Source organism: Endozoicomonas sp. 4G (assembly GCF_023822025.1).
Taxonomy (GTDB): domain Bacteria; phylum Pseudomonadota; class Gammaproteobacteria; order Pseudomonadales; family Endozoicomonadaceae; genus Endozoicomonas_A.
This window is the reverse complement of record NZ_CP082909.1, coordinates 4,970,429-4,983,781: the sequence shown is the minus strand read 5'-3', so window position 1 is coordinate 4,983,781 and position 13,353 is coordinate 4,970,429. Positions and strand designations below refer to the sequence as shown.

12 protein-coding genes are annotated in these 13,353 nt (G+C 49.1%); 7 read left to right on the top strand and 5 right to left on the bottom strand.

All coding sequences use genetic code 11. From position 1 onward, the window contains the following. Window positions 1–400 precede the first annotated feature (400 nt). Window positions 401–1,705 carry an ATP-binding protein gene (locus K7B67_RS19595; protein ID WP_252177545.1) on the top strand — a complete coding sequence of 435 codons (1,305 nt, stop codon included), beginning with the start codon at window positions 401–403 and terminating at the stop codon, window positions 1,703–1,705. After that, window positions 1,698–2,300 carry a hypothetical protein gene (locus K7B67_RS19590; protein ID WP_252177544.1) on the top strand — a complete coding sequence of 201 codons (603 nt, stop codon included), beginning with the start codon at window positions 1,698–1,700 and terminating at the stop codon, window positions 2,298–2,300. The genes K7B67_RS19595 and K7B67_RS19590 overlap by 8 nt, the downstream gene beginning before the upstream one ends. Before the next feature lie 108 nt (window positions 2,301–2,408). On the opposite strand, the gene K7B67_RS19585 is transcribed toward K7B67_RS19590, so the two are convergent. Then, window positions 2,409–2,750 carry a multidrug efflux SMR transporter gene (locus K7B67_RS19585; RefSeq protein WP_252177543.1) on the bottom strand — a complete coding sequence of 114 codons (342 nt, stop codon included), beginning with the start codon at window positions 2,748–2,750 and terminating at the stop codon, window positions 2,409–2,411. 137 nt (window positions 2,751–2,887) lie between these two features. On the opposite strand from K7B67_RS19585, the gene K7B67_RS19580 reads away from it, so the two are divergent. Then, complete coding sequence (locus K7B67_RS19580) at window positions 2,888–3,244, top strand: PilZ domain-containing protein (RefSeq protein WP_252177542.1); 357 nt, start codon at window positions 2,888–2,890, stop codon at window positions 3,242–3,244. 1 nt (window position 3,245) lies between these two features. Here the strand turns inward: K7B67_RS19580 and K7B67_RS19575 are convergent, their stop codons facing one another. The 4 genes from K7B67_RS19575 to K7B67_RS19560 all read right to left on the bottom strand — a co-directional run bounded on the left by K7B67_RS19575 (window position 3,246) and on the right by K7B67_RS19560 (window position 6,772). Further along, complete coding sequence (locus K7B67_RS19575; RefSeq protein ID WP_252177541.1) at window positions 3,246–3,734, bottom strand: Lrp/AsnC ligand binding domain-containing protein; 489 nt, start codon at window positions 3,732–3,734, stop codon at window positions 3,246–3,248. Between the two features lie 194 nt (window positions 3,735–3,928). Next, window positions 3,929–4,954, bottom strand: a complete 1,026-nt coding sequence (locus K7B67_RS19570; RefSeq protein WP_252177540.1) for a hypothetical protein — start codon at window positions 4,952–4,954, stop codon at window positions 3,929–3,931. Between the two features lie 178 nt (window positions 4,955–5,132). Next, window positions 5,133–6,191 carry a hypothetical protein gene (locus K7B67_RS19565; RefSeq protein WP_252177539.1) on the bottom strand — a complete coding sequence of 353 codons (1,059 nt, stop codon included), beginning with the start codon at window positions 6,189–6,191 and terminating at the stop codon, window positions 5,133–5,135. Window positions 6,192–6,235: 44 nt separating this feature from the next. Then, window positions 6,236–6,772, bottom strand: a complete 537-nt coding sequence (locus tag K7B67_RS19560) for an arylesterase (RefSeq protein ID WP_252180614.1) — start codon at window positions 6,770–6,772, stop codon at window positions 6,236–6,238. A gap of 268 nt (window positions 6,773–7,040) precedes the next feature. On the opposite strand from K7B67_RS19560, the gene K7B67_RS19555 reads away from it, so the two are divergent. The 4 genes from K7B67_RS19555 to K7B67_RS19540 all read left to right on the top strand — a co-directional run bounded on the left by K7B67_RS19555 (window position 7,041) and on the right by K7B67_RS19540 (window position 13,347). Beyond that, window positions 7,041–7,754, top strand: a complete 714-nt coding sequence (locus K7B67_RS19555) for an ABC transporter ATP-binding protein (RefSeq protein WP_252177538.1) — start codon at window positions 7,041–7,043, stop codon at window positions 7,752–7,754. Then, window positions 7,751–10,240 carry an FtsX-like permease family protein gene (locus K7B67_RS19550; protein ID WP_252177537.1) on the top strand — a complete coding sequence of 830 codons (2,490 nt, stop codon included), beginning with the start codon at window positions 7,751–7,753 and terminating at the stop codon, window positions 10,238–10,240. The genes K7B67_RS19555 and K7B67_RS19550 overlap by 4 nt, the downstream gene beginning before the upstream one ends. 353 nt (window positions 10,241–10,593) lie before the next feature. Continuing rightward, complete coding sequence (locus K7B67_RS19545) at window positions 10,594–10,938, top strand: hypothetical protein (protein WP_252177536.1); 345 nt, start codon at window positions 10,594–10,596, stop codon at window positions 10,936–10,938. Between the two features lie 264 nt (window positions 10,939–11,202). Next, entirely contained in the window at window positions 11,203–13,347 is a 2,145-nt protein-coding gene (locus K7B67_RS19540; protein ID WP_252177535.1) for a neutral/alkaline non-lysosomal ceramidase N-terminal domain-containing protein, read from the top strand. The last annotated feature ends 6 nt before the right edge of the window (window positions 13,348–13,353 follow it).

The window sequence follows — 13,353 nt, the reverse complement described above, 5'->3', positions numbered from 1 at the left end:
GAGACAGTCTTTTAGGTAGGAGGAGTTCGTCGAGAGTCCGTTGAGAATCCTTCTATTAACAATATCAATGTTTCCGTTGAAATATATTGTTGATGTAGACACAGATTTCCTCTATAAGAAATTCGGGGTAGGTCATACCCTTAGAGCCTGCCAAGCGAACGACGCTTTAATGTCGTCGGCAACAGGAAACTGCTAAAGCCGTGGGCTGAAGCCTGCGCTATCTAATTAGTGCAGAATCGCTACCCTTTAGGGTGGTGAGTATGTCAAGGAAAGCAGCCTTCGGTCAGGACGAATTTTCCACCAAAAAGGGGTATCGTCATCCCATTTGTGGTGGGGATACTGGCAACAGTCCGTAACCGGCGTGGAACTATGTTAATTGCGTGCCTGTAGAGATTATTGAATGCTGAAATCGTTAACCTTAACCAATGTCGGGCCAGCAGAAGGAAACCAAGCCATCCCTTTTGCTCCCCGACTGAATCTGATTACCGGCGATAATGGTCTGGGTAAAAGCTTCCTGCTGGATATTGCTTGGTGGGCGCTGACCAGAAAGTGGCCTCAGGAAGTAAACCATAACTTAACATCTGGCTATATGGCACGTCCGGTGAATCCGGAAAAACCAGCCAGCATTGGCTTTGAGTCAAAGGGAAAGTCCCGGCTTGTTGAGGTTAAAGTTCCATTTCGTCGGGCAGAACAGCAATGGGTCTTTCCGAGATCCAAACCGGCACTGGCAGGTCTGGTCCTTTATGCCCTGCCCAATGGTGGGTTTGCAGTGTGGGATCCGGCCAGAAACTATTCAGATGCCAAAACCGGGGCGACCCACGAGAGGCGTGCAGCTTATGTGTTTACTCCCGAAAATGTTTGGGATGGCCTTGGAGGTGAAGACGGTAAGCCCCTCTGTAATGGTCTGATACAGGACTGGGCAGGCTGGCAGAAAGAAAAAGGTGAGACATTTGCACTACTGCAAAAAGTACTCTCCGCTTTGTCCCCTTCCCCGGAAGAACCTATTGAAGCGGGCCAACTGGCGCGGATTAGCCTGAATGACTCAAGAGATATTCCTACCCTGAAAATGCCCTATGGGCAGGAAGTGCCTGTGATTCATGCTTCTTCAGGCATGAAGCGGATCATTGCCCTAGCCTATTTGTTGGTATGGGCCTGGCGGGAACATGTGGCAGCCTGCAAGTTACTGGGTCAGACACCGACCCAACAGATCATTTTCCTGATTGATGAAATTGAAGCGCACCTTCACCCCAAATGGCAACGCAGTATTATCGTGTCCCTGCTGGAAGTGGTGAAATTGCTGGTGGCAAAGCATACAAATGTGCAACTCATCACGGCCACGCACTCCCCTCTGGTGATGGCGTCAGTAGAGCCTTTCTTTGACGCTAAAAAAGATGGCTGGCTGGACCTGGACTTTGAAATAGATAAAAAAGGGAGGGGTTGTGCTGTTATTTCAGAGAGGCATTTTGTTCGACAAGGTAATGCCAATAACTGGCTTTCCAGTGAAGCTTTTGATTTAAAAAGCTCATACTCATTGGAGGCAGAAATCATAATGGAAGAAGCCAGTAAGGTTTTAAGTAGCGATTCTGTGACATTACTGCAGGTCAGAAACATAGATAAAAAACTGCGGACTGTTTTGAGTGATACCGACCCTTTCTGGATGCGCTGGCGCTCCTTCGCTGAGAAAAAGGGGTGGTTGAGTGATTAAAGTAAACCCTCAGCCGGAACCAGTGGATTTTAATGTGAAGGTACGCCAGAAGGGGATTCGTCATCTTGAAGAAAAAGGTATTGACCTGGACAAGCCTCTGCCTGAAGGCGTGAAGATCTCTCCCTATTGGCGTGACTGTATGGATGAGTTATATCAGGCTTATTCAGGTATTTGCGGCTACCTGGCAGTACACTTTGAACGCACTACCGGTGGTGCTACGGTGGAACATTTTGCAGCTAAATCCCGACGGGTGGACCTGGCTTATGAGTGGAGTAACTACCGGTTAGCAAGCTCTATCATCAATAGCCGCAAAAACGATTATGAAGATGTGTTGGATCCTTTTGAAATAGAGAATGGCTGGTTTCATGTGGAGTTAGTGAGTGGGCGTATTTTTCCAGCTCCGGGACTGCCAGAGAATGTTTTCCAAAAGGTTGATGACACCATTAAACGTTTAAAGCTGGATGACAGGAGTAACCGTGAAATGCGTGCCCGGCATTATTATGAATACATTCAAGGGGAATATACAGAGAGCTTCCTGATGAAGCGCTCTCCGTTGGTATGGGCTGAGGCTTGTCGACAGGATATGCTGCTTTAACAAGCCGGGAGGCTCCGCTGGCTTATTCTCTTTAAACGAAGCCACCGTTTTTAATCTGATTGTAGCCAGTCGCAATGTCGACACTCTTGTCGACACTCTGATGACCCGTTAATGACTCACAGAAGAAGAGAAAAGATTGATAATCACCGTTCCGGTTAAAATAAAGCCAATGCCCACTAATGCATAGATATCCAGCTTTTGCCCGTAGATCAGCCATGATAAAGCTGCCACCAAAACAATGCCTGCACCACACCAGATCGCGTAAGCCACACCCAGTGACATCGTTTCAACAGTAATCGACAACAGATAGAAAGCCAGGCCATAGCCAATCAATACCGCCATGGTGGGTATCGGTGAAGTAAATTGATTGGTCTTGGGCAGCCAGGACGTGGCAAAGACCTCTAATACAATGGCAAAGGTCAGCGTCAGGGCAGGTGGAAGGGATAGCAACATAGTAAGCCGTATTTAAACTGTGAAAAAAGGGTATCTTACAACATAAGCAGGTCGGTGCAGGCAGGAGAATTTTGTCATCTTGTGCAAAAGCCGGTATCTTGAAATTTCGCTCTATGAACGAGAGAGGACATGACATGACGGATACTGTACTTGAGAAGCGGCGCTATCCACGCAAGGTTCTGGCTGAGCCCGCTCAGGTCATGGACAATGAAAGTGGTCAGTTGCTGGGAGTTCTGGAAGATGTATCCAGGGGAGGATTCAGTATTCTTACGGATCAACCCATCCGCTTGGAAGACATCAGGAATATTACCATGGTTCTGCCCGGCCTCAATGACACCGCACATCATGTAACGCTGGTGGCTAAATGTGTCTGGTGTCAGTCTGGTAATAAACAGGGCGATCACACCAGGGACTTTGCCGCGGGGTTCCAGCTTCATGATATTGAAGAGCAGGATGCAGTCGCCCTGAATTATTTCATCAGGGATTATTGAACTAATCAGGAATTGGGAGATTCAGTGTCTCTTTCACTTCTTCCATGACAATGTAGCTTTTCGACTCCCTGACGCCCGGAAGCTTCAGCAGTATGTCACCCAGCAACTCCCGGTATGAGGCCATTTCGGAAATACGGGCTTTGACCAGATAGTCAAAGTTGCCGGAAACCAGATGGCATTCCAACACGTTAGGCAGAGCGATAACCGCTTGTCGAAACTCGTCAAAGATATCCGCCGACTTGGTATAGAGGCTGATTTCAACATAGACCAGCAAACCCGCCTGAAGGTATTGGGGGTCTAATCGGGCACTGTAGCCCTGAATGATGCCTTCCCGCTCAAGACGTTTGACCCTTTCCATGCAGGGTGTGGTACTCAGTCCCACCCGATCTGCCAGATCCACGTAGGAAACACGACCGTTTTCCTGGAGTGTGCGAAGAATATTACGATCAATCCTGTCCAGTTGCCGGACGACTTCTTTTCGACTTCTCATTTCAGCAAACGTCTGATTCAGGTAGTTTTGGGCATGGTGAAAATTACCGGATTGTTCCCAGGTGTGGTGTACACCGGGGTACCTTCTAGCTGTGACTGCTGGCTGATATAACAAGCCTTCAGTCACGGGTTGAGAAGGGTATGGTACACGCAGGAAATATACAAGTGCTGAATCTGTTCTGCAATGTAAAGGATCTACTGCCCTGATCCACCAGCAGATCCGCCAAGGTTAGGGGCGCGATTAATCCAATCTTCAATATTGGGGACTGATGATAAATGATCCGGGTTATCCTGATTATGCGTTTGCGGGGTCTCGAGAAGGTGTAAGGATGAATGAACATTGTGCATGTCTTCACCGAGTGCGTTGACAATGGCTGTGAGTATGTTCATTAAATTATTTTGAGTAATATGCAGTGGCTGATTCCCCATTAACAGAAGCATATCGGTAGACCCTGTATGACTGTTCGCAGGGTCTGCAATAATAGCCCCCAGCATCACGCTCGTCACTGTGCCTGCGGCAGCCTGATTGCCCTCATGTGCTGCCTCCGTAGAAGTAATGATCAGCGGTATCATATTTCCTGCCTGAATAGCCTGAAAAACAGAACTAAGATCCATCAGTGGGACACTCTGAAACTCAGCAGTGACAAGCTCAACCATTCCCGTACCTGACAGGTTCGGCCATTGAGACTCCCTTATTTTTCTGGCTTTTTCAAGAGTCAGAGCGATTGCACTGTCATGGATCGGTATCCTTCTTATCTCTTCAGCTCCTGCACTGAGCAGCGCCTGACGCAGTTTTAGCACTGTCTTCTTATTATTTTGATTGACCAATACCTTTTTCAGATGACCTCTTCGCTCACGCACAACTTTCAGATGCGTCAGTTTCATGCTAGTGCGAATACCCCTAAGAGTCTTATCAATTGTCTCAAGAAGCTGTTTGCCACCTCCCCGTTCAATAGCATCCCAAGCCATGTCACTGAGTTGAACGTGAGCCACCACTCTTCCATCTTCATCCTTCATCAACAGGATGGTAAAGGATGATGAATCTAACTCGGGAGCAGGTATCTCAGGGTTCGTTGCTTGGGTGGTTTTCTTTCCTGAAACGCTCTTCCTGGCTGAAGAGTTCTTTCCGGCTATAGAGCTTTTCAAACCTTTATTAGCGAAGGATGACGGATCATGAGATGTAAAAGTAAATTTCCCGGAATTACACGTCTGGCAGAACATTTGCCCATCCTTGCCGAGCTTACTCTCTTTGCCGCAATGCTTACAGGGGCTGGCCAGCAGTGGCAGGCTAAATAACAAAACAAATAAAAGAAGCCATCTTGTTTGATGAATAAAATAATGATGCATATCTCAATCGGCCCTTAATAAAAAATGAACATTTAATCCGCCGTCACAAGGCCTAATCAGTGGCAAAATCGCCAGCAGGAAAGTTACGGTCAAACGGATCGAAGTCGGGGGCTGGTGGCAGAAAGTCTAAGTTATCCTGAGAGTACACTTGGGGACTCAGGAAAAAGTGTAAGGTTAAATGACCAGTGCTCACGTTTTCACGGAGTGTATTCATAGCGGCTATGAGCACGCTCATTAAATTATTTCTTGTAACGTGAACTGGCGCAGTTCCAATTAACAGGTGCATATTCGTAAATCTTGTACGACTGTGCACATCAGGGTCTGGAATAATAGCGCCAAGCAAAACTGGCGTGATTGTGCCTGCGGCAGCCTGACTGCCCTCGTTTGCCACCTGCGTATGGGTAATGATCAGCTGTATCGTATCTCCTTCCTGAATGGCCTGAAAAACGCCAGTAAGATCCATCATCAGTTGAGCATTCTGAAGGTCAGCACTGGACAGGTAAAAGAGTCCCATACCTGACAGGTCAGTTGACCATGTAGATTGGGTTATTGCCATAGATCTCTGCTGAGTCAGACCGATGATTTGTTCGTGGATGCGCTGCTTTTCTCTCTGATCAGCGCCTGCACTAATCAGTGCCTGTTGCAGTTTTTGCAACATCTCCCTCTCTTTTTGCCGTTGCTCCTCAATCTCTAGCTGAGTTTGCTGTTGACGCTCCATCAAGTCATTAGCAATCTCCAACAGCTTCTGGCTAATTTCCTGAGAAGATCCCTGAGTAAATGTATCGCCATGTTCCTTGTTAATAGCATCCAGATCTTTGTCATCAAGTTGTATTTCGGCTATTAACGCACTTTCATCTTCTTCTCCTTCTTCATCTTTACCCTCCGCTACCCACATTCTGTCGGATGACGGACCGGAAGAAGGCAACTTTTCGGGGGCACAGGCTTGCCCTTCCTCACTTTCGGAGTCACAGGTTCGGCATAACGTTTGCCCATTCTGACCCGGTTCTTTATCTTTGCCGCATTTATCACAGTTGGTAGCCATTGTTTGCAGGCTAAATAACAAAACCAATAAAAAAAGCCATCTCGACTGATAAACAAAATGATGATTCATAACTAAATCCGTCTTTAAATAAAAAAAACGAATATGAGAATAGACTAATCCAGCAGTGGCTGGAGAATAATCCAGACATTTTCGAGCAGCTTTGGCTGAGCCTGGGCGGTTGGGTGGATGCCATCGGGCTGATTCAGGTCACTGTTTCCCGCTACACCTTCCAGAAAGAAAGGCACGACTTTCAGGTTATAGGTTTTGCCCAGCTCCTGAAAAATCTGTGTGAATTTACGGGTGTAGAGCGGTCCGTAATTGGGCGGAATCTGCATCTCAAACAGGACGGTTTTGACCTGGTTGGCCTGAGCCATTGCAATCATTTTTTCAAGATTCTGTTGGGTGCTCTTTAAAGAAGTACCCCGCAGCCCGTCGTTTGCACCCAGTTCCAACAGCATAAGGTCCGGCTTATACTTATCCAGTGTCGTTTTTAACCGACTCAGGCCGCCTGCTGTCGTCTCGCCACTGATACTGACATTGACCACTTGCCAATCAGGGTTAGTTTTTTGCATTTTTTGTTGTAATAAAGAAACCCAGCCCTGATTAATGTCAATACCGTAAGCCGCACTGAGGCTGTCGCCATAAACCAGCAGGGTTTTCTCAGCAGCGGATGCACTGCAGCTGAGTGCGAGAGATCCGATAAACAGCCATGAGCGTATTGAAAGCCATGAGCGTATTGAAAGCCATGAGCGTATTGAAAGCCATGAGCGTATTGAAAGCCATGAGCGTATGAAAAGCCATGAGCTTAAAAAACGATTTTGTGTCATTCTCGAACAGGAACGCGGGTAACGCAAAATAGTTTTCACGGAAAACAACCGCCCAATAACAATTAACGTAAACATCGGCAAACAACTGCGTATGACCATTAGCACAGAATCCTCCATTGCCGTTTCGGCGAAATCCCTGACGAAAACAGTGACGGCCCAAAGTGGTTCACTCTCCATCTTGTCCGGACTCAATCTCAAGATCAAGTCCGGGGAGTCTGTCGCCATCATCGGAACTTCCGGATCCGGGAAATCCACTCTGCTGGGCATTCTTGCCGGTCTTGATCGGCCAACTGCAGGTGAAGTGGCCCTGGCTGGCAACCGGATTGATCATCTTGATGAAGACGCCAGAGCCGGGGTTCGGGCAAATCATACCGGTTTTGTGTTTCAGTCTTTCCAGCTTCTGCCTAATCTGACCGCCCTGGAAAATGTCATGTTGCCCCTTGAACTGGCAGGAAAAGAGAATGCCCAGACACAGGCCAAAACATTACTCGAAAGAGTGGGTTTATCTGAAAGGCTGACTCACTACCCCAGACAGTTATCCGGCGGCGAGCAACAGCGGGTTGCCATTGCCAGAGCCTTTGTCGGGCAGCCAGACATACTCTTTGCCGATGAACCGACGGGCAATCTGGATGAGAAAACCGGCGAAAGCATTATTGACTTACTCTTTGAAGTGAACCGGGAGAACAACACCACTTTGGTGCTGGTAACTCACGATTTGCATCTGGCCCGGCGCTGTCAGCGAGTTTTAAGGTTGACTCAGGGACATCTGGAAGAAACGGTTGAACACTCTGGAGTCGCCCAATGAATCGAAGTCTTTTGCTCTCGTGGCGTTTTCTGGTGAGGGACTGGCGATCCGGCGAACTCTGGCTGCTGATATTATCCCTGCTAATGGCTGTCAGCGTCAGCACCGCCATTGCGATGTTCAGTGACCGGCTTCAGCTTTCCCTGGGCAGACAGGTGGCCGAGGTGATGGGGGCTGATCTGGTTATCAGCAGTCCCAAAAGGCTATCTGAAGAGGTCAGTCAGGCCATAGCAGACCAACCTGTTGAGCGGGCCACTGTGCTGGAGTTTCCTTCGGTGGTTATGGCTGGAGACCAGATGCAGCTGGTTTCAGCGAAAGCGGTCTCCAACAATTATCCTTTGCGTGGACACATAAGGACGGCCCATCAGCCTTTTGCCACGGATACAGTGGCTAAGGACACCCCCGGCCAGGGAGAAGTCTGGCTGGAACCCAGACTGTTTCCACTACTGGGCGTCGAAGTAGGCGACACCTTACTGCTTGGCGAAGCCACATTCAAAGTCGCACGGGCCATCACTCTGGAAACCGATCGTGGCAGTGGTTTTTACAGTCTGTCTCCCCGCTTAATGTTTAACATCAACGATCTGGATGCCACTGGCATTATCCAGCCGGGCAGTCGGGTTTACTGGCAAACATTAATTGCCGGCGACGCCCACCAGCTGGCCGGATTCAGAACGGCGATTGAGCCCCTTTTATCTGACAGTGAAAAGCTGAATCTGGCAGAAGATGACCGGGAAGACCTGCGCAGCTCCGTCTCACTGCTAAAACAGTTTCTGGGACTGGGCAGCATTGCCGCCATGCTGCTGGCCGGTATTGCGATTGCTATGTCCAGCCGCCGTTTTGCTGAACGACGCTTTGATGGTATCGCAGTGATGCGCTGCATGGGCGCACAGCAAAATCAGCTTATGCAGATTTTTATCGCAGAGTTGCTCTGGCTGGCTGTTCTGGTGGCAGTACCCGGGGTGATCATTGGCTGGTTGTTGCAAATGGGCGCGGTCAAACTGTTGGCGGGTGTTTTGCCTGCATGGCTCCCTGAAGCCGGTCCCGTACCCATGGTTGTGGGTGGTTTGACCGGCATTATTACCTTGATCGGTTTTGGGCTGGCGCCTTTACTCAGGCTGAAGGACGTTACGCCACTGAGGGTACTCCGGCGTGAGCTGTCACCGGCTGTCGCAGGGGTCTGGTCGGTTTATGGGCTCTCTCTGATTGCCATGCTGGTGCTGCTCTGGTATCACACAGGCCGGTTGTTGATGACAGCAGGGATAATTCTCGGCGTCGGTGTCGTTATATTACTGATCACCCTGGCGATTAAAGCTGGCTTAACAAGCGTTCAACGTCGTTTGTCAGAACAGCCCGTCCCCATGCCCTGGCGGCTGGGTCTGAAACGACTGCTACAGGAACAGGGACAAACGTCTGCCCAGTTAATCGCCTTTACCCTGACGTTTATGGCTATGGCGCTGGTACTGTTGGTAAGAACGGATTTGCTGGAACGCTGGCAGCAACAATTACCCGAGAAAACCCCCAATTACTTCGCAGTCAATATTCAGCCAGCCGAAGTTGAACCCTTTCAGAACTTCCTGCAGAGCAATGATGTCGAGGGAACGTCTCTTTATCCCATGGTTCGGGGTCGGCTGATTGAAATCAATGGGCAGCCAGCCAAAGAGGCTGTTTCAGAACAGCAGAGGGATCATAACTCCCTGCATCGTGAGCTGAACATGACCTGGTCAGACCAGCCCGCACCTGCAACGGAGACGGTGGCAGGCGAATGGTGGCAACCGGGCGATACCGGTGAGATTTCCATTGAGAGGTCGATTGTTGAACATCTGGGCGTCGGGCTGGGTGATGAGCTGACGTTTATGATTGTGGGGACGAAACTGACGGCCAAAGTCACCAGCATCAGGAAAGTTCAGTGGGAATCCTTCCAACCCAATTTTTACATGGTGTTGCCAGAAGCTTCCCTGAAGGATCTGCCAACGACCTGGCTGAACAGTTTTTATCTGCCACCGCAGGATCGGCTGGTTTTGAATGAACTGGTCAGACAGTTTCCAACCATCAGCCTGTTGGATATGGATGCGGTCATCAGTCAGGTTCAGGTGATGCTTGAGCAATCCATTCTTGCGGTGGAAGCCATGCTGCTGGCGCTGCTGCTGGCAGGTTTACTGGTTCTGGCGTCGGCCATAGAAGCCAGTCTTGATACCCGACTGCGTGAAGGGGCCCTGATCCGATCTCTGGGTGGGAGCGCAAAGCAACTGATGATCATGCAGGTGGGAGAGTTCTTCATCATAGGCGCATTTTCCGGCGTGATCGCTGTGGTGGGCACAGAGCTTTGCAGTGCGTGGCTGAATGCTCAGGTCTTTGAGCTTTCCTGGCAGCCTGCTATCTGGCTCTGGTTTACGCTTCCCGTGGTCAGTGCCATATTGATTGGCCTGTCGGGCTGGCTTGGCGTCAGACGTGTGATCCGACAGTCACCGGGTCTCGTTCTTAAACAGTGATTTATTGGTGGCTGGTTATTTTTTGATCAGTTTCTCAGCGAAGCCAGATTTAAAGGCTATCTCTCACTTATCCACAGTTCATTCAGGGGGTTGATCAGGGTTTTTGTGGAAAAGTGGATAAGTTTTTTGAACCAGGGATTTTTCCGACTTTCATAGCCTTTTGTTTGGATGTCGGGAAACCGGTCGATTTTATCTATAGGTAATGGTGATGGCCATGTTACAGTAATTTTATGGGTCACTTTTCTAACGCTGTGCAAGTGACCCTCATCCGCAGTATTACTCAAGGCTGGAGACTTTCCTAAGTCTTCAGAGAAGGGGTTCCGGGTGCTCTAAATGGACTGAGGAGATACTTCATGACTGATCAGGAAGAAGCTTATCTATCGCTTTTGTGTCTGCGCAACAGCACTTTTCGAATTGCTCAGTTGTACTGGACTTACATCAAGCTTCGTTCACTAACAGGGCAGGCTCCTCCCATTCTTATCATTATGCTCAGTGTTCTCTGGGAAAAGCAGCAGGGACTCCATGATCGACTGGTCGCCGCTTACCCGGACGATATGGCCGCTGAAAAGTGGCATGGGCAGGATGAAATGAGCGATCGACTGGGTGATATGAGCAGAGAGACCCAGGAAGATCTTCAGAGAATTTGCCAGACAGAAATGCAGATGCTGCAACTGGTTGGCATGATGATGAAGCAATAGCGAAACACACTCCGACAACGTATTCCCATCCTCTTACCACTCGTTCCCACGCTCTGCGTGGGAATGCATACCTCCCCTTAAAAGCCGACTCTACAGCGCGAGACAGGCATGGGTTCCCACGCTGAAACCTGTGGATAACTTGTTGGATAACTGTGTCTTTGTTGTGGTCTTCTTATGGTAGTTTTCCCCAGTTGCACGCCACATAAGCCTTGTCGAATCTGATAGCCAGCTATACTCCCTTTTCCTAAATAGGCAGAGGCTTTTATGAACCGACTCACATTAACTCCCGTTGGTCTCTTTTTAACCCTTCTCTTTCTGGTATCCCAGGCCAGTGCTTCTTATTGGGTTGGGGTCAGTAAAACGGATATCACCGGCCCAGCCGTGGGCAGTGGCATGATGGGCTATGCCGAGAGCAGCCAGATCAGTGCCGGAATCAATGATCGCCAATGGGCCAGGGCATTTGTCGTGAGTCAGGATGGCGAAGGTCATCGTCTTGCCATTGTGGTTATTGATGCCGGAGCTATCTTTGCCAGTGTTTATCAGGCGGTTCTCAACCGACTGGAACAGCAGTTTGGTGCTCTTTATAACCGTCACAACGTCATCCTGTCAGCGACCCATACCCACAGTGCCGCTGCCGGTCAGTCCCATCATTTTTTATACAATATGCCCTATGGCGTATTCGATGACCGGACTTTTGAAAAGATGGTGTCAGGCATTGTTCAGGCCATCAGGATGGCTCATGCGGACCTTGCTCCTTCAGAGGTCTGGATGAAAACGGGGTTGTTGGATAATGCCAGCAGCAATCGCTCTTTGCCGGCCTATGAAAATAATGTGGATGCCAGCGAACAAGAGCCTATCGACCGGTTTGTTCAGCAACTCAGGTTTACCCGGCAAGGTAAACCATTAGGTGCCATCACCTGGTTTGCGACCCATGGCGTCTCTTTTCCCGGCAGTAATCACCTGTTGAGCAGTGACAACAAAGGCTATGCCAGCTGGGCTTTTGAACGTTATGCAAAGTACAACTGGGGAGTGCCTTCTTTTATTGCTGCTTTTCCACAAACGAACGCTGGGGATCTGACGCCCAACCTGAACCTTGATGGCACCGGACCCGGTAAAAATCCCGATGAAAGTGTCAGGGAAATTGGTAAAAGGCAGTTTAAAAAAGCCCTGGAAATGTTTAATAGCAAAGGCAGGAAAGTGTTTGGACCCATTGTGTCGGTGCAAAACTGGGTGGATTTTTCCAACTACGAAGTCCGGCAGGAATATTCGGGACAGCAGAAACCGGTTAAAACCTGTAGCCCGGCAATGGGGTACAGTTTTGCCGCAGGCACGGAAGATGGTCGGCCACCTTATCTGGTGAGGCTATTACTGGGGGCCTATGAGGGCCGCAGTGATGAACAATGGTGGGTCAGAAAAGTCACTAATTTTCTGACCTCACCGTCAGAAGAAGAGCTGGAATGTCAAAAGCCCAAGCCGGTTATGCTGTCGTTGGGGCGTGGGAAAAACTTCCACTATTTCAACGGCGTGTTTCCCCCGGGCAATATGCACCGGGAAGTGATTAATCAGCCCTGGGTGCCCGAAGTCCTGCCCTTGATGCTGGCTAAATTGGGGAATGTTCAGATTGCTGCGTTGCCCGTTGAACCAACGGCCATGGCTGGGAGAAGGCTTCGAAACAGGTTGTCAGAACTTTCAGGTATTTTTCCCGGAAATATCGTGATCGCCGGTTATTCTAACGATTATGTCAGCTATCTGACCACAACAGAGGAGTTTTCCCAACAGCATTATGAAGGCGCTTCCACTTTATTTGGCCCCTGGGAACTGAATGCCATGATGCAGGCTTTTTCCAGTCTCTACAGGCAATTAAGCAAACAACAGCCACCTCCTGTGGATGAAGCAGTACCTTTGGATTTGAGTTATTTGTACGACAATGTTCATGTGGAGGATGTTCTGGAAAAAGAAGATGCCCGATATGGAAGGATAGTGGCCGCCAGTCAGGGTAGCATCGACTCAGGCCAGTCAGTGAAGCTTCAATATATTGCATCACACCCAGGATCGGGTATGAATCTTGATAGTTTTTTTTATGTGCAGAAGAAGAATGACTGTACAGAATCATGGGATACGGTTGCCACAGATGATGACTGGACCACCCGGTTTAAATGGCAATCGGGTGTTGCTACCGTCGAATGGACACCTGATCGTTACGACAAAGAGGGTCTTTATCGTATCGTCATTCGTGGTGATTATTACACCGCCGACGCCGAGGGAGATCGGGTGAAAAAGCACTATGAGTCGACGTCACGGGTATTCTATTATTCTGCCCATTATCCTGATCCTGACACTCATCTGTATAGCGGATATTTACCCAATTCCGTCCAAAGCCCAGAAAAGAGCTGTTCGTGTAAAAATTGACGGTGG